The organism is Burkholderia sp. Bp8991, assembly GCF_003853795.1.
Lineage (GTDB): Bacteria > Pseudomonadota > Gammaproteobacteria > Burkholderiales > Burkholderiaceae > Burkholderia.
On sequence record NZ_QTQJ01000009.1, the window covers coordinates 1 to 23,111 of the forward strand.

At 66.6% G+C, this 23,111-nt stretch carries 20 protein-coding genes, 4 tRNA genes and 1 pseudogene; 12 read left to right on the forward strand and 13 right to left on the reverse strand.

The genetic code is table 11. The features are described from left to right. Positions 1-63: 63 nt before the first annotated feature. From DIE02_RS12335 to DIE02_RS12355, 5 genes and pseudogenes are all read right to left on the reverse strand, one after another. Entirely contained in the window at positions 64-1,311 is a 1,248-nt protein-coding gene (locus tag DIE02_RS12335; RefSeq protein ID WP_124485712.1) for an ROK family transcriptional regulator, read from the reverse strand. A gap of 559 nt (positions 1,312-1,870) precedes the next feature. Beyond that, positions 1,871-1,957: transfer RNA gene (locus DIE02_RS12340), tRNA-Leu, on the reverse strand. A gap of 407 nt (positions 1,958-2,364) precedes the next feature. Beyond that, positions 2,365-2,451: transfer RNA gene (locus DIE02_RS12345), tRNA-Leu, on the reverse strand. Between the two features lie 110 nt (positions 2,452-2,561). Further along, positions 2,562-3,443, reverse strand: a pseudogene (locus DIE02_RS12350) (aliphatic sulfonate ABC transporter substrate-binding protein); the annotation flags it as partial. A 601-nt stretch (positions 3,444-4,044) separates the two neighbouring features. Then, a tRNA-Leu gene (locus DIE02_RS12355) sits at positions 4,045-4,131 on the reverse strand. Positions 4,132-4,380: 249 nt separating this feature from the next. On the opposite strand from DIE02_RS12355, the gene rnr reads away from it, so the two are divergent. From rnr to DIE02_RS12385, 6 genes are all read left to right on the forward strand, one after another. Next, positions 4,381-6,849: a ribonuclease R gene (gene rnr / locus DIE02_RS12360; protein WP_124529064.1), complete on the forward strand. Its 2,469-nt coding sequence runs from the start codon at positions 4,381-4,383 to the stop codon at positions 6,847-6,849. A 151-nt stretch (positions 6,850-7,000) separates the two neighbouring features. Further along, complete coding sequence (gene rlmB, locus DIE02_RS12365) at positions 7,001-7,744, forward strand: 23S rRNA (guanosine(2251)-2'-O)-methyltransferase RlmB (protein ID WP_044845081.1); 744 nt, start codon at positions 7,001-7,003, stop codon at positions 7,742-7,744. A 104-nt stretch (positions 7,745-7,848) separates the two neighbouring features. Next, on the forward strand, positions 7,849-8,721 hold the full coding sequence (locus DIE02_RS12370; protein WP_124485695.1) for an N-acetylmuramoyl-L-alanine amidase: 873 nt from the start codon (positions 7,849-7,851) through the stop codon (positions 8,719-8,721). 115 nt (positions 8,722-8,836) lie between these two features. Then, positions 8,837-9,529: a ribose-5-phosphate isomerase RpiA gene (gene rpiA / locus DIE02_RS12375; RefSeq protein WP_044845079.1), complete on the forward strand. Its 693-nt coding sequence runs from the start codon at positions 8,837-8,839 to the stop codon at positions 9,527-9,529. Between the two features lie 284 nt (positions 9,530-9,813). After that, a complete protein-coding gene (locus DIE02_RS12380; RefSeq protein WP_044845078.1) occupies positions 9,814-10,530 on the forward strand; it encodes a FadR/GntR family transcriptional regulator in 717 nt (238 codons plus the stop codon). A gap of 101 nt (positions 10,531-10,631) precedes the next feature. Beyond that, a complete protein-coding gene (locus tag DIE02_RS12385) occupies positions 10,632-11,618 on the forward strand; it encodes a Gfo/Idh/MocA family protein (protein ID WP_124485693.1) in 987 nt (328 codons plus the stop codon). Positions 11,619-11,673: 55 nt separating this feature from the next. Here DIE02_RS12385 and DIE02_RS12390 read toward each other — a convergent pair whose 3' ends face one another. The 7 genes from DIE02_RS12390 to DIE02_RS12420 form a co-directional block, all read right to left on the reverse strand. Continuing rightward, positions 11,674-12,366, reverse strand: a complete 693-nt coding sequence (locus DIE02_RS12390; protein WP_044845076.1) for an amino acid ABC transporter permease — start codon at positions 12,364-12,366, stop codon at positions 11,674-11,676. Between the two features lie 122 nt (positions 12,367-12,488). Next, positions 12,489-13,280 (reverse strand): cystine ABC transporter substrate-binding protein, encoded by a 792-nt coding sequence (locus DIE02_RS12395; RefSeq protein ID WP_124485692.1) that lies wholly within the window; start codon positions 13,278-13,280, stop codon positions 12,489-12,491. Between the two features lie 102 nt (positions 13,281-13,382). Continuing rightward, on the reverse strand, positions 13,383-14,420 hold the full coding sequence (locus DIE02_RS12400) for a quinone-dependent dihydroorotate dehydrogenase (protein WP_124485691.1): 1,038 nt from the start codon (positions 14,418-14,420) through the stop codon (positions 13,383-13,385). 178 nt (positions 14,421-14,598) lie between these two features. Then, positions 14,599-15,429 (reverse strand): arginyltransferase, encoded by an 831-nt coding sequence (locus DIE02_RS12405; protein WP_044845073.1) that lies wholly within the window; start codon positions 15,427-15,429, stop codon positions 14,599-14,601. 33 nt (positions 15,430-15,462) lie between these two features. Then, a complete protein-coding gene (gene aat / locus DIE02_RS12410; RefSeq protein WP_124485690.1) occupies positions 15,463-16,227 on the reverse strand; it encodes a leucyl/phenylalanyl-tRNA--protein transferase in 765 nt (254 codons plus the stop codon). An 11-nt stretch (positions 16,228-16,238) separates the two neighbouring features. Beyond that, entirely contained in the window at positions 16,239-16,784 is a 546-nt protein-coding gene (locus tag DIE02_RS12415) for an NUDIX hydrolase (RefSeq protein ID WP_040144100.1), read from the reverse strand. 172 nt (positions 16,785-16,956) lie between these two features. Beyond that, positions 16,957-17,033, reverse strand: a tRNA-Met gene (locus tag DIE02_RS12420). A gap of 216 nt (positions 17,034-17,249) precedes the next feature. Between DIE02_RS12420 and DIE02_RS12425 the strand changes: the two genes are divergently transcribed. From DIE02_RS12425 to DIE02_RS12435, 3 genes are read left to right on the forward strand one after another with little or no spacing between them, the layout of a single operon-like run. Then, positions 17,250-17,747: a heme-degrading domain-containing protein gene (locus tag DIE02_RS12425; protein WP_044845071.1), complete on the forward strand. Its 498-nt coding sequence runs from the start codon at positions 17,250-17,252 to the stop codon at positions 17,745-17,747. Positions 17,748-17,750: 3 nt separating this feature from the next. Further along, positions 17,751-18,089 (forward strand): multidrug efflux SMR transporter, encoded by a 339-nt coding sequence (locus tag DIE02_RS12430; protein ID WP_044845070.1) that lies wholly within the window; start codon positions 17,751-17,753, stop codon positions 18,087-18,089. 31 nt (positions 18,090-18,120) lie between these two features. Continuing rightward, on the forward strand, positions 18,121-19,269 hold the full coding sequence (locus DIE02_RS12435) for an enoyl-CoA hydratase/isomerase family protein (protein WP_124485689.1): 1,149 nt from the start codon (positions 18,121-18,123) through the stop codon (positions 19,267-19,269). A gap of 117 nt (positions 19,270-19,386) precedes the next feature. On the opposite strand, the gene DIE02_RS12440 is transcribed toward DIE02_RS12435, so the two are convergent. Further along, positions 19,387-19,815, reverse strand: a complete 429-nt coding sequence (locus tag DIE02_RS12440; protein ID WP_044845068.1) for a hypothetical protein — start codon at positions 19,813-19,815, stop codon at positions 19,387-19,389. Between the two features lie 341 nt (positions 19,816-20,156). Here DIE02_RS12440 and ssuD point away from each other — a divergent pair, with 341 nt between their 5' ends. From ssuD to DIE02_RS12455, 3 genes are read left to right on the forward strand one after another with little or no spacing between them, the layout of a single operon-like run. Beyond that, positions 20,157-21,314 carry an FMNH2-dependent alkanesulfonate monooxygenase gene (gene ssuD, locus DIE02_RS12445; protein ID WP_044845067.1) on the forward strand — a complete coding sequence of 386 codons (1,158 nt, stop codon included), beginning with the start codon at positions 20,157-20,159 and terminating at the stop codon, positions 21,312-21,314. A gap of 16 nt (positions 21,315-21,330) precedes the next feature. After that, positions 21,331-22,143, forward strand: a complete 813-nt coding sequence (gene ssuC / locus DIE02_RS12450; RefSeq protein WP_044845066.1) for an aliphatic sulfonate ABC transporter permease SsuC — start codon at positions 21,331-21,333, stop codon at positions 22,141-22,143. Further along, on the forward strand, positions 22,140-23,099 hold the full coding sequence (locus DIE02_RS12455; protein ID WP_124485688.1) for an ATP-binding cassette domain-containing protein: 960 nt from the start codon (positions 22,140-22,142) through the stop codon (positions 23,097-23,099). Before ssuC ends, DIE02_RS12455 begins: the two co-directional genes overlap by 4 nt. Positions 23,100-23,111 lie beyond the last annotated feature (12 nt).

The window sequence follows — 23,111 nt, forward strand, 5'->3', positions numbered from 1 at the left end:
AGCGCGCGCACGGCCGGGAAGGTCTTGCTGATGCCGCGCATCTCGAGCAGCGGCCGGGGGGACTCAGAACGCGACATGGTTGACCTCCTGCGATTCGGTGCGGGCGCCCTTGAGGATGCCGGCCCGTGGAGAGAAGTTGAAGAACATCGGCAGTGTCGCGGCGCCGATCGCGCCGGCGTCAGCGCCGAACGTGCCGCGCACGAGCGTCGGCGTGCCGCGCGCTTCCGGCGCGGTGGCGACGAGCGCCGCGCGCAGGCGGGTCGTCACCGCATCGAGCAGGCCGGCGTCGGTATCGGCGTCGAGTACGACCACCGGCGCATCGACGACGCACAGCACCGCACGCAATGCCGGCGCGAGCGCGTCGACACAGTCGTCGATCCATTCGTCGACCGCCGGCAGGCCACGCGCGATACAGGCCTCGAGATCGGCGCGGTTCTCGACCGTCTCGCCGTGATGGCGCAGGTGGCGCACGAGCGCGTGCAGCGACGCGCGGGCGAGCAGGATGTCCCACGGGCCGCGGGGCGGCGGCGCGGACGCCAGCCGGCTCGGTGGCACGGGAATCACGGCGATGTCGCCGGCATTGCCGGTCACGCCGCGCAGGCAGTCGCCGTCGATCGCGATGCCGCCGCCGATCGCGGGACCGATGAACAGGTAGACGAAATCGTCGCACTGCCGGCCGTACCCGTAGAACAGTTCGGCGATCGCGGCCGCGTTGCCGTCGTTTTCGCCGAACACGGGCAGCGACAGCGTGCGCCCGAGGTCGCTCGCGAAGTCGACGTCTTCCCACGCGCGGAACGTGTCGGGCGCGAGGCCGAGTTCGCGCATCCACGCGCCGAGATTGTACGGCTGGGCGACGCCGACGCCGGTCAGGCGCGCGCGCTCATGCGTGGGGAGCAGATCCTGCATCGCATCGATGTCGCGCCGCACGATGTCGAGCACGTCGGCGGGCGGGGGGAGCAGGCAGTCGTGGGAGCGGCGGCCGAGCACGTCGCCCGCGAAATTGACGAGCGCCGTCTCGATGCGCATCCGGTCGAGGTGGACGCCGATGCCGAACGCGCCGCGCGGATCGAGGCGGATCAGCGACGCCGGCTGGCCGCGCTGGCCCTCGGTGCGGCCGGCGGATTCGATCAGCTTCGCGTCGGCGAGCGACGCGATGATGCCGCCGACAGCCGCGCTCGTCATGTTCGCGAGACGCGCGAGGTCGGCCTTCGACGCGCTGCCCACGCGGCGCAGCGTCTTCAGCAGCAGGCGCTCGTTGTAACGGCGCACGTTGGCCGAATTGCTGCCCTGGCCGAAGTGCGGGCTTCGCATGGCGTCTCCTTCCATGTTGCGTCGAACATCGACGCATTAAATAAATCATGTTGATTTATTTAACCGCGTGAGCGCTGGCATGTCAGCCTAGGGAAATCCCGGTTTTGTTCCGGGATGAAGGCGGGGCCCGGGTTGCCGGGGCGGGCGGCCGCCGCGTCGTGCAGCGGGACCGGCGATGTCGAATTCGCGCGATGGATCGCGGCCGGCGCGCACGCTCGACGGACCGCCGGCCGGACTGACTCGCCGCGCAGGCCGGGGCGATTTGTCCTGATGCGCAGGTGGCGAAGGAAGGATGGCGCGTCATGCGCGTCACCGGCGACGGTATTGGGCGCGGCGTGAACCTGGTATCGATTCGGCGCCGGAAATGAAAAAAGGCCGGCTAAAAGCCGGCCTTTTTGGAAAACAGATGGTGCCCAGGAGAGGACTCGGTCACACGAGCGCGACCCCGGCTGCGCTTGCAAGCGCAGCCTTTCGAGTCCTCGCGCAAAGCGCGCAGGCGCTTTGCTTCCTGGGCCTGAAAAAGAAAAAGGCCGGCAGAAGCCGACCTTTTTTAAATAAGTGGTGCCCAGGAGAGGACTCGAACCTCCACGATGTTGCCACCGCTAGGACCTGAACCTAGTGCGTCTACCAATTCCGCCACCTGGGCACGTTTCGCTTGCTGCGATGCGAAGACCGCTATTCTAGCGCGTCTGAAGGATCTGTCAACAGAATTTGAGGTTACGAACGAAAATAATTTGCCGGCCTGCTTGCGATGCGAGAGGGGAGCGTGCGCGGAAACGATCGGAGTGTTCGTCGATGCGTCGTGATGGTCAGGTGCGACCATCGTGCCACGGCGAGCGTATCGATTCGGCGCCGGAAATAAAAAAAGGCCGGCTGAAAGCCGACCTTTTTAGAAAACAGATGGTGCCCAGGAGAGGACTCGGTCACACGAGCGCGACCCCGGCTGCGCTTGCAAGCGCAGCCTTTCGAGTCCTCGCGCAAAGCGCGCAGGCGCTTTGCTTCCTGGGCCTGAAAAAGAAAAAGGCCGGCAGAAGCCGACCTTTTTTAAATAAGTGGTGCCCAGGAGAGGACTCGAACCTCCACGATGTTGCCACCGCTAGGACCTGAACCTAGTGCGTCTACCAATTCCGCCACCTGGGCACGTTTCGCTTGCTGCGATGCGAAGACCGCTATTCTAGCGTGTCTGGAGCATCTGTCAACACAATTTTTCGATGGCGATCAAAATTATCGCGCGTTGCAGGTTCCGGGCATCAGGCGCCGATCGGCTCAGCACGCTTTGCCGCGAAATTCCAGCGCAGCGCTTCACCCGTGTCGACGCGGGCGGGCAGCAAACCGGCCGCGAGGAACGTATCGGCGATCTTCTGCTGCTCACCGAAGTTCTGCGTGGCCACGGTGCGCACGAGATAGCTGCGTCGTGCGTTCGCGCGCTCGATCGTCTTCGCGTCGAGTCCCCAGATCGGGGCGAGGGTATTGGCGGCCTCCTGCTGATGTTCGCGCAGCCAGGTGCCGGCTTGCGACAACTGGTCGAACACGATCTGGATGACGTCGGGGCGCGCGGCGGCAAAGCTGCTCGACGCCAGGTAATAGCGTTGGTACGACGCAAGCCCGTCGCCGTCGGCCAGAATCCGCACGTCGGGACTCGCGTCGACCGATGCGACATACGGATCCCACGTGATCCATGCATCGACGCTGCCGCGCTCGAACGCCGCGCGGCCGTCGGCCGGCGTCAGGTAGTGGATTGCGGCGTCGGCGGGGGTGAGCTTTGCGCGTGCGAGTGCGGCAAGCAGCAGGTAGTGGCTGCCGGCTGCTTTCGTGACGGCGATGCGCTTGCCCTTGAGATCGGCGAGCGTGCGCAGCGCGCTGTCGCGCTTGACGATGATGGCCTGCGCTTTCGGTGACGGCGCTTCCTGCGCGACGTATACGAAGCGCGCATGCGCGGCCTGTGCGAAGACGGGAACGGTGTCGGCCACGTCGGCACTGAAATCGACCGCACCGACGTTGAGCGCTTCGGTCAGCGGCAAGCCGCTCGCGAATTCATGCCACGACACGCGCAGGCCGAGCGGCGCAAGCGACTGCTCCAGCGTGCCGCGCGTCTTGAGCAGCGTAATGAGCGTCGACGATTTCTGGTATGCGGCGGCCATGGAAGAGCCGTGGTCTGGATAGGAAGACGGTCGAGGATGCCATGCAGGGCTCGGTACCGCCTGAAGTTGACCAGGCGCTGGTAATCAGTGCGCATGTGACCAAGATCCTCAGCGAGGGTACGCGTGGCAATCCGCGGCAGATCAAGCGCTTTCTGAACTCCCTGATGCTCCGTCATGCCATCGCCGACGAGCGAGGGTTTGGCAGCGAGATTCAGCGGCCGATCTTGGCGAAGATCATGCTCGCCGAGCGCTTCTATCCCGACTTCTACGAGCAGATCGCTCGTCTGACTGCCGCGCATCCAGATGGAAAGCCCGAGGCACTTGTCCAATTCGAGGCGCGAGTGCGCGCGGCGGCAGAGGCGGAGAAAGCGGATAGCGATGAGGACTCTCGGCTTGGCCGCCTAGGATCTGTAGGGCTGTCAGTGCCATCTGAGTACATCTCCTTACATCGAACTTTCAATGTACTCAAAAATGTACTCGTTTGCAGCTGGCTTAGGGTGGAACTCAAAAGACGTCAGAAGACAAAAAAGCCCGCAGTGGCGGGCTTTTCCGAGGATCAGAAGACTTTGTTGGAAGTCTCTGGAAGTGTAAGTGGTGCCCAGGAGAGGACTCGAACCTCCACGATGTTGCCACCGCTAGGACCTGAACCTAGTGCGTCTACCAATTCCGCCACCTGGGCACGTTTTGCAGTAGCTGCTTGCTGCAAAGAAGCGAAATTATAGCGCCCCAATTAATCGTGTCAACACTTTTTTGCGATGCACCGCAAACCGGTCGCCGCGGCGCCTGCACGCGGCATTCGCGTCATTTGGCGACACAGGCGGGTGATAGAATGATCCGCCGCCGTCACTATAGAACTGTCTGACGGACACTTCTATGTTGATGCCGTGCACCATCAGTCAACGCAACGAGAACAATCATCGACAAACCCTTGAGCAAATATCCGTACCCCATTCCGAGCCGTGAAGAAATTCTCGGCGTGCTGCGTACGAGCGACGCGCCGCTGGCAGCCAACGACATCGCCGAAGCGCTGTCGATCAAGCGTCAGGAACGCGAGGGGTTCTTCCGGCGTGTCGCCGCGATGGAACGCGACGGCCAGATCCGCTTCGACAAGCGCGGCCACTACCAGCTCACCCATCCGTCGAACTTCGTTGCCGGCCGCGTGCAGGGCCATCGCGACGGCTACGGGTTCGTGATCCGCGACGACGGCCAGGACGACCTGTTCCTGCCGAACGGCGAAATGCAGAAGGTCATGCACAACGACCGCGTGCTCGCGCGGATCGTCGGCTACGATCGCCGCGGCCGGCCGGAAGGGCACGTCGTCGAAGTCACCGAGCGCGCGAACAAGCGCGTGATCGGCCGCCTGCTCAACGAGAACGGCGCGCTGATCGTCGCCCCCGAAGACAAGCGCATCGGCCACGACATCCTGATCACGCAGAACGTGAAGAAGGCGAAGGTCGGGCAGGTCGTCGTCGTCGAACTGACCGACTTCCCGAGCCGTCATTCGCAACCGCTCGGCCGCGTCGTCGAAGTGCTCGGCGACATCGACGATCCGGGCATGGAAATCGAGATCGCCGTGCGCAAGTACGGCGTGCCGCACGAATTCAGCCAGCCGGCGCTCGACGAAGCCGCCGCGCTGCCGGACAAGGTACGGCCGACCGACCTGCGCTTCCGCGTCGACCTGCGCGACGTGCCGCTCGTGACGATCGACGGCGAGGATGCCCGTGACTTCGACGATGCCGTCTACTGCGAGCCGACCAAGGTCGGCCGCGGCGACGGCTTCCGCCTGATCGTCGCGATCGCCGACGTGTCGCACTACGTGCAGCCGGGCAGCGGGCTCGATGCCGACGCGCTCGAGCGCAGTACGTCGGTCTACTTCCCGCGCCGCGTGATCCCGATGCTGCCGGAGAAGCTGTCGAACGGCCTCTGTTCGCTGAACCCGCAGGTCGATCGCTGCGTGCTCGCATGCGACATGGTGATTACCGCGCGCGGCGAGATCAAGGCGTACCAGTTCTATCCGGCCGTGATCCATTCGGCCGCGCGCCTCACGTACACCGAAGTCGCGGCCGTGCTGTCGAACACGAAGGGGCCGGAGGCTGCGCGCCGCGCGGACCTGCTGCCGCACCTGCAGGATCTGTACGGCGTCTACAAGGCGCTGTTCGCCGCACGCCAGAAGCGCGGCGCGATCGACTTCGACACGACCGAGACCTACATCGTCTGCAACTCGCAAGGCAAGATCGAGCAGATCGTCCCGCGTCAGCGCAACGATGCGCACAAGCTGATCGAGGAATGCATGCTGGCCGCGAACGTGTGCGCGGCCGATTTCCTGAAGCGCCACAAGCACCCGGGCCTGTACCGCGTGCACGCGGGGCCGACGCCGGAGAAGCTCGAGAACCTGCGCGCGTTCCTGCGCGGCATGGGCCTCTCGCTCGGCGGCGGCGACAAGCCGCATGCGAGCGACTACGCGGCGCTGATGGCGCAGATCCGCGACCGGCCCGACGCGCAGATGCTGCAGCCGATGCTGCTGCGCTCGATGCAGCAGGCCGTCTACAGCCCTGACAACATCGGTCACTTCGGTCTCGCATACGAGGCGTACGCGCACTTCACGAGCCCGATCCGCCGCTATCCCGACCTGCTCACGCACCGCGCGATCTACGCGATCCTGTCCGGCAAGAAGTATGCGCCGAAGGCGCCGGACGGCTTCGAGCTGAACACCGCGCTGTCGCCGCGCGCCCGCGCGATGCAGCAGGCCGACGACGAAGCGCGCGGCCGTTCGCGCTCGAACACGGCGATCTGGGAAGAACTCGGCCTGCACTGCTCGGCGAACGAGCGCCGTGCCGACGAAGCGTCGCGCGACGTCGAGGCCTGGCTCAAGTGCTACTTCATGCGCGACAAGCTCGGCGAGGAGTACGGCGGGATGGTGAACGGCGTCACGTCGTTCGGCATCTTCGTGCAGCTCGATACGCTGTTCATCGAGGGGCTCGTGCACGTCACGGAACTCGGCTCGGACTACTTCCAGTACGACGAGATCAAGAACGAGCTGCGCGGCGAGCGCACGGGCATCCGTTATCGCCTGTCGGATCGCGTGCGCGTGCAGGTGAGCCGCGTCGATCTCGACGCGCGCAAGATCGACTTCCGCCTCGTGCGCGACACGCCGGTGAAGGCGCCGCGTCCGGCACCGGCGCCGGCTGTCGCCGGCAACGGTAACGGTAACGATCGCGGCGGCCCGCGCGTGCGCGCGTTGCCGCCGGTGGAGGACGCCGCGCCGCGCCGCAAGAAGGCGGCCAGCGCGCCGACCGTCGCGGTGAAGGAGGCGCGCGCCGCGCGTGCCGCGAAGAAGAAGGGCGGCGCGGCGGCGAAGACGGCCGCGAAGAAGGTGCACGCCCGCAAGAAGTATTGAGCGTTCGGGGCGGCGCACGCGCACGCCCTTGCAGTATCGAGAGACGCCGCGCTTGACCGGTCACCGGCCGGCAACGCGGCGCTTTCCTTTTCCATGGATCGCGGCTGCGCACGTCGCGCGGCCGCACGTTTGATCGAAGGTTGTTCCAGTCATGTCTCGTCTGAAGGTTCTTTACGGTTTTCATGCGGTGACCGCACGTTTGCGGCACGATGCGTCGACGGTTGCGGAGGTGCTGTACGACCAGACGCGCCGCGACCGCCGCATGCAGGACTTCCTGCACGCCGCGAAGGAAGCGGGCGTGCGGCTGATTGCGGCCGATGAAACCCGCCTGTGGGGCCTCGCGCATACCGAGCGCCACCAGGGCGTCGTGGCGCGCGTCGAGGATGTTCCGCTCGCACAGAACCTGTCCGAGCTGCTCGACGGCATCCAGGGCCCGGCGCTGCTGCTGGTACTCGACGGCGTCACCGATCCGCACAACCTCGGCGCATGCCTGCGTGTCGCCGATTCGGCCGGCGCGCATGCGGTGATCGCGCCGCGCGACCGCGCGGTCGGCCTGAACGCGACCGCGGCGAAGGTCGCGAGTGGCGCGGCCGACACGGTGCCGTACATCACGGTCACGAACCTCGCCCGCGCGCTGCGCGAGCTGAAGGACGCGGGCGTGTGGGTCATCGGTACGTCGGACGAGGCGTCGGGCACGCTGTACGACACGAAGCTCGACGGTCCCGTCGCCATCGTGATGGGTGCGGAAGGCGAAGGCATGCGCCGGCTCACGCGCGACACCTGCGACGAAGTGATGAGCATCCCGATGGCCGGCAGCGTGGAAAGCCTGAACGTGTCGGTCGCGAGCGGCGTGTGCCTGTATGAAGCGGTGCGGCAGCGGCGCGTGAAGGGCTGATACACGGGCTGACGCGCGCGGTCTCGCGCGCTGCGCGGGCCGTCACGACCCGCACGACGCGTGCCGCGACTGCGCGCGGCACGCGCCTCCCGGAACTCGCGAACATGACCCTGTTTCGCCTCGGCGCATCGTGCGCCATCCTCGGCCTGCTGGCCGCCTGCACGTCGCCGTCACTGGTCGGGCGCGGCACTTACTACGCCGACACGAGCTTGCACGCACGCGGCGCCGATTCGCGGATCCGCTTTCTCGTGATGCATTACACCGAAAGCGACGAAGCGAAATCGCTGCGCACGCTGACGGGCGATTCGGTCAGCGCGCACTACGTGGTGCCGCCGCAACCGCGCATCGAACGCAGGATGCCGGTGGTCTACCAGCTCGTGCCCGAATCGGAACGCGCATGGCAGGCGGGCATCAGCGAATGGCAGGGCACGACCGAGCTCAACGCAGCGTCGATCGGCATCGAGAACGTGAATCGCGGCCCGCTCGATCCGCAAAACCGCACGTGGCAGCCGTATCCGCCCGAACAGGTCGATGCGCTGATCCGTCTGTCGAAAGATGTCGTCGCGCGCTACCGGATTCCGCCGACGCGCGTGGTCGGGCACAGCGACATCGCGCCGCAACGCAAGATCGATCCGGGGCCGCTGTTCCCGTGGCATGCGCTCGCGCAAGCCGGTGTCGGCGCGTGGCCGGACGATGCGACCGTGGCCGCCCGGCTCGGCGGCCGCGATCCGCACGCGCTCGTCGACGTGCGCGAACTGCAGCTGAAGCTCGCGCGCTACGGCTACGACGTGCCGGCCGACGGCGTGCTCGACACCCGCACGCGACGCGTATTCGCGGCGTTCCAGATGCATTTCCGGCCGGTCGACTATGCGGGCAATCCGGACGCCGAAACCGATGCGATCGCACAGGCGCTGCTCGACAAGTATTTCTCCGCCACGCCGCCGGCGGGCGACGCATCCGCCACCGGCGCGCCGTGATCGCCGGCGTGCCCGGCGCTGATCGCAGCGCCGGCACCCCACCGAAAATGCCCGGGTCGTCTCCCGAGTCCGGTAAACTGGCGGTTTTCCGCAATCCCGCTGTATTCCCACCCCCATGACTCAAGACGAACTCAAACGCCTGGTCGGCCAGGCGGCCGCCGATTATGTGATCCAGAACGTGCCGGAAGGCGCCGTGATCGGCGTCGGCACCGGCTCGACCGCCAACTGCTTCATCGACGCGCTCGCGGCCGTCAAGTCGCGCTATCGCGGCGCCGTGTCGAGCTCCATCGCGACCACCGAACGCCTGAAATCGCACGGCATCAAGGTGTTCGACCTGAACGAGGTCGAATCGCTGCAGGTGTACGTCGACGGTGCCGACGAGATCGACGCAAGCGGTGCAATGATCAAGGGCGGCGGTGGCGCATTGACGCGCGAAAAGATCGTCGCGTCGGTGGCCGATACCTTCGTCTGCATCGCGGACGGCAGCAAGCGCGTGCCGGTGCTCGGCGCATTTCCGCTGCCGATCGAGGTCGTGCCGATGGCACGCACGGCGATCGGCCGGCGCGTGACCGCGCTGGGCGGCGTGCCGGTGCTGCGCGTGACGAAGGACGGCGCGCCGTACATCACCGACAACGGCAACGAGATCATCGACGTCAAGGGGCTGCAAATCACCGATCCGCGCGGTTTCGAGGCGCAGGTCAACGCATGGCCGGGCGTCGTGACGGTCGGCCTGTTCGCCGCGCGCGGCGCGAATCTGTGCCTGCTCGGCACGGCAAACGGCGTTGAAACGATCGTTTATCCCGATTAATCGAAACTGAATGAGAAGCAGTCCGTAATGGCATCCGGATGCCGTAATGGATTGCATGTTCAAAGTTCGTGGAAAGCCCGGCCCGGCAAGCGCAGCGCGCTTTCCGGGCTTTTTTTGAAGCCTTATAAATCAACCGCATCAAAAAGAGGGATAACCCTGTCAGGTGTTTACCAGATAGCGAAATATCCCCGAACTCATCAACTTATAGATCATAAGAACAGTCGTAACCAGGGCCGGCGGAACTGCGGAGCAGGTGTTCGCAAATCGACGCACGGGGAGGTGTCATGGAGCAGGGCAAAGACCGGTCACTGGTCGCCAAAGTGATGGATGGGCTTGTCGCAGGTATCGTCGAGGACAAGTACGGCGGCATTCTGCCGCCGCAGGATGTGCTGTCGAAAGAGTTCGACGTGAGTCGCACGGTGATGCGCGAAGCATTGTCGATGTTGCTCGCGCGCGACATGCTCGACGTGCGTCCGAAAGTCGGTACGCGCGTTCGGCCGATGCGCGACTGGCGCATGATCGATGAAGACGTGGTGAGCTGGCGGTTTCGTGCGAAGCCGGATCCGCAGTTCATGCGCGACGTCATCGAATTCCGGATGCTGATCGAACCGCGCGCGACCGCACAGGCGGCGGTCCGTGCGACGGCGGCCGACATCGCGGGCATCCGCGAGGCGTTCGAAGCGTTCAAGGTGTTGCAACCGGGCGACCCCGGTTATGACACGGCGGACGAGCTGCTGCACACGCGAATCGTCCAGGCGAGCGGCAACCAGTTTTTCCAGCAGATGGCGGCGATCGTGCGCGGCGCTGTGCGGCTCGTGAATCCGCGCGTCGCGCAGAAGGACGGTGCGCACGACATCGCGGTGAAGGCGCATGCGCGCGTCGTCGATGCGATCGAACGCCGCGATCCGCGCGAAGCCGAGGCGGCGTCGCTTGCCCTGATCGATTTCAGCGCCGACGAGATCTCGCGCGATTTCTCCGTCGACGTGCCCGTGCGCGCCTGAATCGGCGCGGGTCGCTTATCCCTGTGCCGGCGAGCCGTTTATCATGACGGCCGGCCGGCAGCGTGCCGGCCACCGTCATACGACCGACACGGAAGATCCGGATGAACGAATTCGACAACCGCCCGGTGCGCTTCGGCATCGTCGGCGCAGGCAGCATCGCACGCCGTTTCGCGCAAAGCCTCGCGCACGTGCCGGGTGCCACGCTCGCCGGCGTGTGGGCCCGCCGCGCCGATGCGGCAACCGCTTTCTGCGACAGCTGCGGCGGCAAGCCTGCCGCCAGCCTCGACGCGCTCCTCGCGAGCGACATCGACGCGATCTATATCGCGACCCTCCACGACAGTCACGCGCACTACGCGCAAGCGGCGCTCGCCGCCGGCAAGGCCGTGCTGTGCGAAAAACCCGCGACGCTGAACGCGACGCAGCTCGATGCCGTGCTGGATGCGGCACGCACGGCCGGCCGGCTCTTCATGGAAGCGATGAAGCCGCCGTTCTTTCCGTTGTATCGTCGGTTGCGCGCGCATCTGCATGACGATCCGATCGGCGAGATCAGGCTCGTGCGCGCGGGCTGCGCGTCGTCGTCGGTGCCGGACGATCATTCCGTCTATCGGCTCGACCGCGCCGGCGGCGCGCTGCTCGACATCGGGATCTACGAAGCGTTTCTCGCGGTCGACTGGCTCGGCGCGGCAGTCGACGTGCAGACGCTCGGCCGCATCGGCGCGACGGGTGTCGACGTGTTCGCGAGCCTGAACAGCCGTCACGCGAACGGCGGCATTGCGCAGCTCTTTTGCGGGCTCGACGTGATGGGACGCGGCGATGCGCTGATCGCTGCAGCAGGCGGGCACGTGACGATTCACGAAAAGTGGTGGAACCCCGCGCGGGCGACGATCCGCTATGCGGACGGGCGCACGGTCGAACTCGACGCGCCGGTCGACGGCGGCGGCCTGAACTACGAGACCGCGCATTTCTGCGACCTGCTGCGCGCGGGCGAACTCGAGAGCCCGATCATGACGCACGACCATTCGCGGCGCATGATCGCGATGACCGATGCCGCACGCGCGGCGCTCGGCGTGCGCTATTCGGGCGAGTAGGCGGGAAGGCGGGGGCCGGGCGCGCATCCGCGGCCCGGCGCGAGAGGCGACATGCTCAGTGCCGCGCGGGCAGCGACAGGCGCTTTTCGTACCAGCGCTGGACCCATTCGAGGATCTGGCACAGCACCCAGTAGATCGCGGCGGCGGCCAGGTACAGCGGCAACGGCTGGTAGGTCGCCGCGATCACTTCCTGCGCGCTGCGCAGCAGTTCGGTCACGGTGATGACGGACACGAGCGACGTGTCCTTGATCAGGCTGATCAGGCTGTTCGACAGGCTCGGCACCGCGATGCGCAGCGCCTGCGGGCCGATCACGTAGCGCAGCGTCTGCCCCCACGACAGCCCGAGGCTGTAGGCGGCCAGCCATTGGCCGCGCGCGATTCCGTTGATCGCACCGCGCATGCTTTCGGACATGTAAGCGGCGACATTCGCGGAGAGCGCGATCACGCCGGCCGGTGTCGGGTCGAGCGAGATGCCGAGGCTCGGCAGTCCGTAATAGATGACGAAGATCTGCACGAGCAGCGGCGTGCCGCGCATCAGGCTCACGTAGGCGCGTGCGAGCCCCGCGAGCGCGTTGACCCAGATGCGTTCGAAGCCGTCGAGCGGTTCGCTTTGCCGGATGCCCATCATCGCGAGCACGACGGCGCCGAGCAGGCCGAACACCATCGACAGCACGGCGAACTTGACGGTCAGTACGGCACCCTGGGCGAGCACCGGCAGCGATTGGACGAGCAGGGACGTTGTCGACATGGAATACGAATCGAATGCGTGCGCGAAAGCGCAATCATAAACCGGACCGATAAAACAAAGGGCGGCATCGCTTCGGATGCCGCCCTTTCCGGCCCGCCGTCAGGCGGGAAGCAGAGGCGTGCTTACTTGACCGGCTTCGTCACGTCGATGCCGAACCACTTGTCCGAGATCTTTGTGAACGTGCCGTCGGCCTCGAGTTGCGCCATCGCGTCGTCGATCGCCTTCTGGAACTTCGGGTTGCCCTTCTTGAACGGGATCCCCGACGGATTCGCCGAGCCGACGTTCGCGCCCGGGCGCAGCGGCAGTTGCGAGTTCTTCGTCAGGTACGCGAGCATCAGGCGGTCGTTGAGCGCTGCATCGAGACGGCCGGCCGCGAGGTCGCGCAGGTACTCGGGCGCGCCCGGGTAGGTCTTCACGTCGATGCCGGGCACCGACTTCGCCATGTCCATATAGTTCGTGCCGAGCGCGACGCCGAGCTTCTTGCCCTTCAGGTCGTCGAGCGACTTGAACTGGCGCGTGTCGTCCTTGCGCTGGATCAACTGGGCGGACGAATACGTGTACGCGGGCGAGAAGTCGAGCGTTTCCTTGCGCTTGTCGGTGATGCCGACCTGGTTGGCGATCACGTCGAACTTGCCGGCCTGCAGGCCCGCGATGATGCCGCTCCATTCGGTCGTGACGAACTCGGCCTTCACGCCGAGCTTCGCGGCGACGGCATTCGCGATGTCGACGTCGAAGCCGACGAGTTCGCCTTGCGGGTTCTTCGAGTTGAACGGCGGGAACGTGCCTTCGAGGCCGACGCGCAGCGTGCCGCGTTGTTTCACCTGGTCGAGGAGGTCGGCCGCCTGCGCGGCGGCGGCGAACGACGTGCCGATCAGGCCGGCGACCAGCAGCTTCTTCAGCAGCGAAATTTTCATCGTGTGAGCTTCCTTGCCCCAGCGGGGCGCTTGATTCTGACTGTGGGGTCGATCATAGCAAAAATACAATCGACCATTAAATATCGTTTGTTTATGGCTATATTACACGGCGCGGTCACGCGCGATCGCCTTCACGCACTCGGCGACGAGCGCGGGGCCGCGATAGATGAAGCCCGTGTACAGCTGGACGAGCGACGCGCCGGCCGCGAGCTTCGCGCGCGCGTCCTCGCCCGAGAAGATGCCGCCGACGCCGATGATCGGCACCGCGCTGCCGACTTCGGCATGCAGTTTGCGGATCACTTCGTTGGACGCATCGAACACCGGACGGCCCGACAGGCCGCCGGCTTCGTCGGCGTGCGGCAGGCCCTGCACGGCCGCACGCGACAGCGTCGTGTTGGTGGCGATGACCGCCTCGATCTTGTGGCGCAGCAGCGTGTCGGCGATTTCCTTGACCTGTTCGTCGTCGAGATCGGGCGCGATCTTCAGCGCGAGCGGCACGAGCTTGCCGTGCAGGTCGGCGAGGCGTTGCTGCTTGTCCTTCAGCGCCGCGAGCAGCGCGTCGAGTTCGCCCGCGCCCTGCAGCTGGCGCAGGTTCTTCGTGTTCGGCGACGAAATGTTGATCGTCACGTAGCTTGCGAACGGATACACGCGCTCGAGGCAGTAGAGATAGTCTTCCGCGGCGCGTTCGATCGGCGTGTCGGCGTTCTTGCCGATGTTCAGGCCGAGGATGCCGCGATAGCGGGCCGCCTGGACGTTCTTCACGAACTGATCGACGCCGTGGTTGTTGAAGCCCATCCGGTTGATCAGCGCTTCCGCCTGCGGCAGGCGGAACATCCGCGGGCGCGGATTGCCCGGCTGCGGGCGCGGCGTGACCGTGCCGACCTCGATGAAGCCGAAGCCGAGCGCCGCGAGGCCGTCGATGGCCGCGCCGTCCTTGTCGAGGCCGGCGGCGAGGCCGACCGGGTTGCGGAACGTGAGTCCCATCACGGTGCGCGGCGCATCGGGCACGCGGGCCGACAGCGCGCAGGCGAGGCCCGTGCGGCCGGCCGCGCCGAGCGCGCGCAGCGTGAGGTGGTGAGCGTCTTCCGCATCCATCTTGAACAGGGATGCGCGGGCCAGCGGATAGAGGGAACTGAACACGGGAATTGGGCGGACGGCCGGAATGAATGACAACCCGCTATTTTACCGGGAGTTGCGCGGCAAGGGCGGGCTTCGCTTCGCATGCGCGGCCGGTGGCACCGCTTGTGCCGCGCGGCAACGCGTGCAAGGGCCGCAGGGTGCCCGTTGCAGGCGCGCCGCCGCGCCGCGGGATGGCCCGTCAGCCCGACCCGGAATGTCCGCCCGGCAGCGGCGCACGGGCGAGTGCCGCGTCGACCGGCGGCAGGTCGATGCGATCCGGATCGAGTATTTTCCAGCGGCCGTCGAGCAACCCTTCGAGCGGATGGAAGTTGGCTTTGTAGGCCATCTTCGGGCTCTCGCGGATCCAGTAGCCGAGATACACGTACGGCAGGCCGAGGCTCTTCGCCTGCTCGATCTGCCACAGGATGTTGTACGTGCCGTAGCTCGTATGCTGCTCGTCCGGCTCGAAGAACGTATAGACCGACGACAGTCCGTCGCCGAGGATGTCGATCATGCTGACCATGCGCAGCTTGCCGGGCTCGCCGCCCGGCGCGTCGAGGTCGCGGAATTCGACGAGGCGCGAATTGATCCGGCTCTGCAGCAGGAACTGCTCGTACTGGTCGCGGCTGTCGCGATCCATGCCGCCGCCCGCGTGGCGCGCCGACTGGTAGCGCATGTAGAGCGCGTAGTGCTCCTCGTCGTAGTGCAGCGGCGAGACCGTCGCGACGAGCGCGCGGTGCCGCTTCCACATCCGGCGCTGGGTGCGCGACGGCGTGAACGCGCCGACCGGCACGCGCACCGGCACGCAGGCACGGCAGCCGTCGCAGTACGGGCGATAGGTGAACACGCCCGAGCGCCGGAAGCCGGCCTTCACGAGCTCGGTATAGATGTCGGAATTGATCAGGTGGCTCGGCGTCGCGACTTGCGAGCGCGCGACGCGGCCGTCCAGATAGCTGCACGGATAGGGCGCCGTTGCATAGAATTGCAGCGCCGAAAGCGGTGAAAGCGGCAGCTCAGTCGGGTGAGTCATGGGCAGCTCTCGATGCAGGGAGGGAGTGCCGCGCTAGCGCTCGATCCCGGAGGGGGCGGCCGGTTCGGCAGGGCTCGTCAGCATGGCGAGCACACGCTTGTCGAACTGCCACGGAATCGGCGGTTCGGCTACCGCGCGGCGCACGTGAGCGACAAAGGCCTTGCGTGCGATCTCGCGGCCACCGAGCGACGCTAGATGCGACGTATTCTGCTGGCAGTCTATCATCTCCAGCCCCTGCTCGCGAAGGTGGGCGACGAGCGTCGCCAGCGCGATCTTCGACGCATCGGTGACATCCGCATACATCGATTCGCCGAAAAACATCCGCCCGAACGCGACGCCGTAGAGGCCGCCCACGCGTCGCCCGTCGTGCCACGCCTCGATGCTGTGCGCGTTGCCGGAACGGTAGAGCGACGAATACGCGTCGATGATCTCGGCCGTGATCCAGGTACCGCGCTGCCCGCGGCGCGGCGCTTGCGCGCACGCGCGCATCACGCCCGGAAAGTCATGGTCGACGCGCACTTCCCACGCGGAGTCGCGCAGCACGCGCTTGAGCGTCTTGCGCAGCGACGGGGACACCTTGAATTCGGCCGGCGCGAGGATCATCCGCGGGTCGGGGCTCCACCACAGCACGGGCTGGCCGTCCGAATACCACGGGAAGATGCCGCGCAGGTAGGCCTCGATCAGGCGGGACGGCAGCAGGTCGGCGCTCGCGGCGAGCAGCCCCGGCGCGCCGGTCGCGGAGCCGAGCGCGCGTTCGACGGGCGGGAACGGATCGTCCGGGCCGAGCCAGGGGACCATGGGGCGCGGGCTCAGCCGTTGCGCAGCGAGCGGAAGATATCGCCGGTATGGACGCCGTAGTCGCCGGCGGCGCGATCGGCGAAGAAGAAACGCAGCGTCTGGCTGACGGTCGGGAACGCGATCTCGTCCCACGGAATGTCGGCTTCGTCGAACAGCTTGACTTCGAGGCTTTCCTCGCCGGCCTCGTAAGCCGGATCGACGAGCCGCGCCAGATAGAACAGATGGACCTGGTGCACGTGCGGCACGTTGAGCAGCGTGAACAGGTTCTGAACCTCGACGCGTGCGCCGGCTTCCTCGAGCGTTTCGCGCGCGGCGGCCTCGGCCGTCGTCTCGCCCATTTCCATGAAGCCTGCCGGCAGCGTCCAGAAACCGTAGCGCGGTTCGATCGCACGGCGGCACAGCAGCACCTGATCGCCCCAGACCGGCACCGTGCCGACCACGTTGCGCGGATTCTGGTAATGGATCGTGCCGCAGTGATCGCAAATGAAGCGCTCGCGGTTGTCGCCCGGAGGAATGCGCGCGATGACTTCGTGACCGCAGACGGAGCAGAATTTCATGTCGAGTGGAAGGGACGAGGTGATGCGAGTGTATCACCGGGGCGGGGCATTCTCGAACGCGAGCGCATGTGCGCGGCGTGCGGCGCGAAGCGCAACGTGCGAGGCGCGCAATCGCGCGCCGGAAAACAAAAAGCCCGGCGTGGAGCCGGGCTTTTTGCATGAATCGGGACGTTGGTTGCGGGGGTAGGATTTGAACCTACGACCTTCGGGTTATGAGCCCGACGAGCTGCCAGACTGCTCCACCCCGCGTCCGTCGAAGAAATGAATTATATGGGCTAACCCGAATGCTTGCAAGCACTTTCTGACAATCGCGTTTCAGCCGCCGGCGGGACGCCGGCAGGGCCGGTACGGCAGGCGCGTGCGCTAGAATCGAGCGGTTTGCTTGTGTCGTTCACGCCTGCAGCGGAGAGTCGCGCGCGATCGCGTCGGTGCCGTTGCAACACTCACTACTGCATCCACGGATTCATGGACATCGCTCACGATCTGCAATCGATCGGCGCGCAGGAACAGGCGCTCGTGTTTCCCCATTTCGACCCGGCTCGTGCCTGGGCGCTCGGCAACCGGATGCATGCGCTCGCGACGTCGCGCGGCCATGCGATCGCGATCGACATCGTCACGTTCGGCCAGCCGCTGTTCTATGCGGCGCTCGCCGGCGCGACGCCCGACAACGCCGACTGGGTACGCCGCAAGCGCAACGTCGTCGCGCACTTCCGCCGCAGTTCGTATGCGATCGGCCTGCGCATGCAGCAGGCCGGCGCCACGCTCGCCGACAAGCACGGGCTGCCGATCTCCGACTATTCGCCGCACGGCGGCGCGTTTCCGCTGACCGTCGCGGGGGCCGGCGTGATCGGCTCGATCACCGCATCGGGGCTGCCGCAGCGCGCGGATCACGAGTTCGTTGTCGAAGCCCTGTGCGCCGAGCTCGGGCAGGACTATGCCGTGCTGGCACTTGCAAGGAGCTGAGCGATGCAGATTCCGGGTTACGCATGGCTCGCGATCGCGATCGTCGCGGAAGTGGTCGGCACGTCCGCGCTGCGCGCGGCGGACGGCTTCACGCGCTTCTGGCCGTCGGCGCTCGTCGTGGCCGGTTACGGCATCGCGTTCTACTGTCTGTCGCTCACGCTGCGCACGATGCCCGTCGGCATCATCTATGCGGTGTGGTCGGGGGCCGGCATCGTGCTGATCACGCTCGTCGCGATGCTGCTCTATCGCCAGGTGCCGGACCTGCCGGCCGTGATCGGCCTCGGGCTGATCGTCTCGGGCGTCGTGGTGCTGAACCTGTTCTCGAAGATGCAGGCGCACTGAGCGTGCGCCCGCGATACGCCGGATGGCTCACATGACCGATTCCACTGCCGCTTCCGCCGAAGCCGCCCAGCCCGACGTGCGCGCGTATGTCGCGAACCGCATCGGCTATCTCGAACTGAACCGGCCGAAGGCGCTGAATGCGCTGTCGGTGGGGATGATCCGACTGATGCAGCAGGCGCTCGATGCATGGCGCGACGACGCGGAGGTGACGGCCGTCGTCGTGCACAGCCCGCATCCGCGCGCGTTCTGCGCGGGCGGCGACGTGCGCTTCTTCCACGATGCGTGGCAGCGCGGCGATCGCGATGCGGTCGACACGTTCTTCATCGAGGAATACACGCTCAACCATACGATCTTCACCTATCCGAAACCGTACATCGCGTTGATGCACGGCGTCGTGATGGGCGGCGGCATGGGCATTTCGCAGGCGGCGCGACATACGGGCGGCCTGCGTGTGGTCACCGATTCGACGAAGATGGCGATGCCCGAAACGCGCATCGGCCTGTTCCCGGACGTCGGAATGAGCTGGTTCCTCGCGCGCACGCCGGGCGCGCTCGGCCGCTATCTCGCGGTGACCGGCGCGACGCTCGACGCGGCCGGCGCACTGTATGCGCAGCTCGCCGACGTATACCTGCCTGACGCCGCGCTGCCGGCGCTGCTCGATACGCTGCACGGCGCGCGGATCGACAGCGGCGCGCAGGCCGTCGCATGCGTGGCCGACGCAGCTGCCGCGCACAAGGTCGTGCCGACGCCCGACACGTCGGCGCTGGCCGACGCGCGCGCCGGGATCGACCGGCATTTCGCGCAGCCCGATATCGGCGCGATCCTGGCGTCGCTCGACGCCGAGCAGGATTGCGCGGCCATCGACGGATGGGTCGAGAAGGCGACCCACGCGATGCGCAGCCAGTTGTCGCCGCTGTCGATGGCCGTGTCGCTCGAAGTCGTCGAGCGCGCGCGCGGCGCGACGATGGCTGATTGCCTGCGGCGCGATCTCGACCTCACGCGTTCGACGTTCGCGCACGGCGACGTGATCGAAGGCGTGCGCGCGCTGATCGTCGACAAGGATCAACAGCCGGTCTGGCGTTTCAAGTCGACGGCCGATATCGACCGGGCCGACGTGCTCGCGATGTTCGACAGCCCGTGGACGCCTGACACGCATCCGCTGCGCAACCTGAAGGACTGACGCGCGCGGTATCGAAGCGAAAAGCAAAAAGGCCGCTTGCATGTGCAGGCGGCCTTTCCGTTTGCGGATGCCGATCCGGCTCGGCGGCAGGGCCGGGGCCTCGCCGCAAGCCGTGCGTCATTCGTCGCCGGCGTCGTCCGACATGAACGCGCGCATGAACACCAGCGCACCGAAACCCCACACCGCGTTTGCCGCGAAACCGGCGGCGAGCACCGGCATCATGTTGCCCGACGGCCAGATCCCGCGCAGCGGATCGATCGCGAACACACGGGCGGCCGTCAGCACGATGCCGCCGAACACCAGCGCGCCGATCCACGGCGCTTCGCGCTCCGGCGACACGCGCAGCAGCCACGCCATCGGGATCGCGCAGCACGCGCTGATCAGCGCGTTCGCGACAAATTCAGGAATGCCGAGCGGCGCGAAAGGTTGCGTGGAGAATCCGGCTGCGGCGATCAGGTCGGCCGTATGCAGGAGCGCGAGCGTCGCTTCGCGAAAGAAGAGGGCGGCCAGGAAGCCGGACAGGAACGGCAGGATGACTTTCTGCATCGGTGAGCGTATTGCAGGCGCGGCCGGCCGGGGCCGTCCGCGCGAAGTTGTTCGGATAGGTGCGTCATTATAGGGCCCGGCCGATGCGATATTCGCTGGAGCGTCGCGCTAATCACGAAAGCGGAAAACCTAAGCTCAAAAAAATCGTTCCAAAGCCCTGCACCGATCCATAGACTGATTTCCCAGAAACAGCCGTGCAATCGCGTACTCGTCCGCGGCACGGCCTGACCGGCGAGCCATCCCGATTCGAATGCACACCATGCATGCGTCGCTGATTCGCGACGCGAGCAGGGCTTCGTTTTATCCAGATTCCGGCAAGGACAGTCAAGCAGGAGCAGCAGATGAATGTTTTCTGGTTTATTCCCACGCACGGCGACAGCCGTTATCTCGGCACCGCCGAAGGCGCGCGCGCCGCGGATTACGACTATTTCAAGCAGATCGCCGTCGCGGCCGACACGCTCGGCTACGAAGGCGTGCTGCTGCCGACCGGCCGTTCCTGCGAGGATGCGTGGGTCGTTGCGTCGAGCCTGATTCCGGCGACGCAGCGTCTGAAGTTCCTGGTCGCCGTGCGTCCCGGCATCGCATCGCCCGGTCTCGCGGCGCGGATGGCCGCGACGTTCGACCGCCTGTCGGGCGGCCGCCTGCTGATCAACGTCGTGACGGGCGGCGACGCCGCCGAACTCGAAGGCGACGGGCTGTTCGCGGATCACGATACGCGCTACGAGATCACCGACGACTTCCTGAACATCTGGCGCGGACTGCTGTCCGCCTCGCACGATAACGGCGGCTTCGACTACATCGGCAAGCACCTTCAGTCGAAGGGCGGCAAGGCGCTGTATCCGCCCGTGCAGCGCCCGCATCCGCCGCTGTGGTTCGGCGGATCGTCGCCGGCCGCGCACGCGATCGCCGCGGATCACATCGACACCTACCTGACCTGGGGCGAGCCGCCCGAGGCCGTCGCGAAGAAGATCGCAGACATCCGCGCCCGCGCCGAGGCGCGTGGCCGCAAGATCAAGTTCGGCATCCGCCTGCACGTGATCGTGCGCGAGACCGAGGACGAGGCGTGGCGCGATGCCGACCGCCTGATCAGCCGTCTCGACGACGAGACGATCGCCCGCGCGCAGCAGGCATTCGCGAACATGGATTCGGAAGGCCAGCGCCGGATGGCCGCGCTGCACGGTGGCAAGCGCGGCGGCCGCGAGGCGCTCGAGGTGTATCCGAACCTGTGGGCCGGTGTCGGTCTCGTGCGCGGCGGCGCGGGTACCGCGCTCGTCGGCAACCCCGAGCAGGTCGCGGAACGCATGCGCGAATACGCGGATCTCGGCATCGAGACGTTCATCCTGTCCGGCTATCCGCACCTCGAGGAGTCGTACCGCTTCGCCGAGCTCGTGTTCCCGCTGATCAAGGGCAAGGGCGCGGCGCGTCCGTCCGGCCCGCTGTCGGGGCCGTTCGGCGAGATCGTCGGCAACAACTATCTGCCGAAGGCGAGCCAGAGCTGAACGAAGGAGGCCTGCGATGACAACGAAAACGTCGACGACGGGCGCCGCCGTGGCCGCCCGCGCCTGGCGCGGCATCGCGCCGTGGCTCGTGCCGCTCGCGCTGCTGGCCGCATGGGAGGTCGGCGCGCGCGTCGGCTGGCTGTCGACCCGCGTGCTGCCCGAGCCGCTGGCGGTCGTGCGTGCCGCGTGGTCGCTCGTGACGTCGGGCGAGATGTGGGCGAACGTGAAGGTCAGTACCTGGCGCGCGCTGTTCGGCTTCGCGATCGGCGGCGGCGTGGGTCTCGCGCTCGGGCTCGCGACCGGCCTGTCGAAAGCGGCGGAGGTCGCGCTCGATTCGACGATCCAGATGATCCGCAACATCCCCGCGCTCGCGATGATTCCGCTCGTGATCCTGTGGTTCGGCATCGACGAGAAGGCGAAGCTGTTCCTCGTTTCGCTTGGCGTGTTCTTCCCGGTTTACATCAACACGTATCACGGGATCCGCTCGGTCGACGCGAACCTGATCGAGATGGCGAAGAGCTATGGCGTGCGCGGCTTCGCGCTGTATCGCGACGTGATCCTGCCCGGCGCATTGCCGTCGATTCTCGTCGGCGTGCGCTTCGCGCTCGGGCTGATGTGGGTGATGCTGATCGTCGCGGAAACGATCTCCGCGCAATCGGGCATCGGCTACATGACGATGAACGCGCGCGAATTCCTGCAAACCGATGTGGTGGTGGTCGGCATCCTGCTGTATGCGGTGCTCGGCAAGCTGGCCGATGTGCTGGCGAAATGGATCGAGCGCGTGACGCTGCGCTGGCACCCCGCTTATCAATCAGGAGCAAAGGCATGAATGCGACGACTTCGGCGGCCGCCTACGGCCCGCTCGCCGGCGCAGACCTCGAGGCCGAACTGGTACAGGCGCGCGTGACGGACGACGACGCACGCGATGCGGTGATCGTCGATCGGGACGGCGGTGCATCCGTCGTTCCGCTCGCGCGGCGGCGCGCGGGCAGCCCGGCAGCCGACGACGCGGTGACGCTGTCGGGCGTCAGCAAGCGCTTCGGCACGCGCACCGTGCTCGACAACGTCGAACTCGGCATCGCGCGCGGCAGCTTCGTCGCGATCGTCGGCCGCAGCGGCTGCGGAAAATCCACGCTGCTGCGTCTCGTCGCGGGGCTCGAGGCGCCGAGCAGCGGTGCGCTCGTGACGCGCGGCGAGGGTGGCGGCACGCTCGACACCCGGATCATGTACCAGGATGCGCGACTGCTGCCGTGGAAGACCGTGCTGCAGAACGTGATGCTGGGCCTGGGCCGCGGGGCACGCGATCAGGCGCGCGCGGTGCTCGACGAAGTCGGGCTGCTCGAGCGCGCGAATGACTGGCCCGCCCAGCTGTCGGGCGGCCAGCGGCAGCGCGTCGCGCTCGCCCGCGCGCTCGTGCACCGGCCGCAATTGCTGCTGCTCGACGAGCCGCTCGGTGCGCTCGACGCGCTGACCCGCATCGAGATGCATGCGCTGATCGAGCGCTTGTGGCGCGAGCATCGGTTCACCGCGCTGCTCGTCACGCACGACGTGCAGGAAGCCGTCGCACTCGGCGACCGGATCCTGTTGATCGAGCAAGGGCGCGTCGCCCTCGATCAGTCCGTTCCGCTCGACCGGCCGCGTGCGCGCGCGTCGGCCGCATTCGCGGCGCTGGAAGACCGTGTGCTGCAACGCGTACTCGCCGGCGGGCCGGGTGGGGGCGAGCAGGGTGCGGTGCCTGAGGTGGAGCACGTACGACCGGTCGGGCAGATTCGCTGGGCCGTTTAAATCCGGGCGGCA

Excerpts from the sequence above, each read along its gene's own strand:
- DIE02_RS12370 (WP_124485695.1), top strand. The coding sequence starts at position 7,849 with ATGACCCTGTTTCGCCTCGGCGCATCGTGCGCCATCCTCGGCCTGCTG.
- DIE02_RS12430 (WP_044845070.1), top strand. The coding sequence starts at position 17,751 with ATGCAGATTCCGGGTTACGCATGGCTCGCGATCGCGATCGTCGCGGAA.
- DIE02_RS12425 (WP_044845071.1), top strand. The coding sequence starts at position 17,250 with ATGGACATCGCTCACGATCTGCAATCGATCGGCGCGCAGGAACAGGCG.
- DIE02_RS12415 (WP_040144100.1), bottom strand. The coding sequence starts at position 16,784 with ATGAAATTCTGCTCCGTCTGCGGTCACGAAGTCATCGCGCGCATTCCT.
- DIE02_RS12455 (WP_124485688.1), top strand. The coding sequence starts at position 22,140 with ATGAATGCGACGACTTCGGCGGCCGCCTACGGCCCGCTCGCCGGCGCA.
- aat (WP_124485690.1), bottom strand. The coding sequence starts at position 16,227 with ATGGTCCCCTGGCTCGGCCCGGACGATCCGTTCCCGCCCGTCGAACGC.
- DIE02_RS12395 (WP_124485692.1), bottom strand. The coding sequence starts at position 13,280 with ATGAAAATTTCGCTGCTGAAGAAGCTGCTGGTCGCCGGCCTGATCGGC.
- ssuD (WP_044845067.1), top strand. The coding sequence starts at position 20,157 with ATGAATGTTTTCTGGTTTATTCCCACGCACGGCGACAGCCGTTATCTC.
- DIE02_RS12435 (WP_124485689.1), top strand. The coding sequence starts at position 18,121 with ATGACCGATTCCACTGCCGCTTCCGCCGAAGCCGCCCAGCCCGACGTG.
- DIE02_RS12380 (WP_044845078.1), top strand. The coding sequence starts at position 9,814 with ATGGAGCAGGGCAAAGACCGGTCACTGGTCGCCAAAGTGATGGATGGG.
- DIE02_RS12390 (WP_044845076.1), bottom strand. The coding sequence starts at position 12,366 with ATGTCGACAACGTCCCTGCTCGTCCAATCGCTGCCGGTGCTCGCCCAG.
- ssuC (WP_044845066.1), top strand. The coding sequence starts at position 21,331 with ATGACAACGAAAACGTCGACGACGGGCGCCGCCGTGGCCGCCCGCGCC.
- DIE02_RS12335 (WP_124485712.1), bottom strand. The coding sequence starts at position 1,311 with ATGCGAAGCCCGCACTTCGGCCAGGGCAGCAATTCGGCCAACGTGCGC.
- DIE02_RS12385 (WP_124485693.1), top strand. The coding sequence starts at position 10,632 with ATGAACGAATTCGACAACCGCCCGGTGCGCTTCGGCATCGTCGGCGCA.
- DIE02_RS12405 (WP_044845073.1), bottom strand. The coding sequence starts at position 15,429 with ATGACTCACCCGACTGAGCTGCCGCTTTCACCGCTTTCGGCGCTGCAA.
- rlmB (WP_044845081.1), top strand. The coding sequence starts at position 7,001 with ATGTCTCGTCTGAAGGTTCTTTACGGTTTTCATGCGGTGACCGCACGT.
- rpiA (WP_044845079.1), top strand. The coding sequence starts at position 8,837 with ATGACTCAAGACGAACTCAAACGCCTGGTCGGCCAGGCGGCCGCCGAT.
- DIE02_RS12440 (WP_044845068.1), bottom strand. The coding sequence starts at position 19,815 with ATGCAGAAAGTCATCCTGCCGTTCCTGTCCGGCTTCCTGGCCGCCCTC.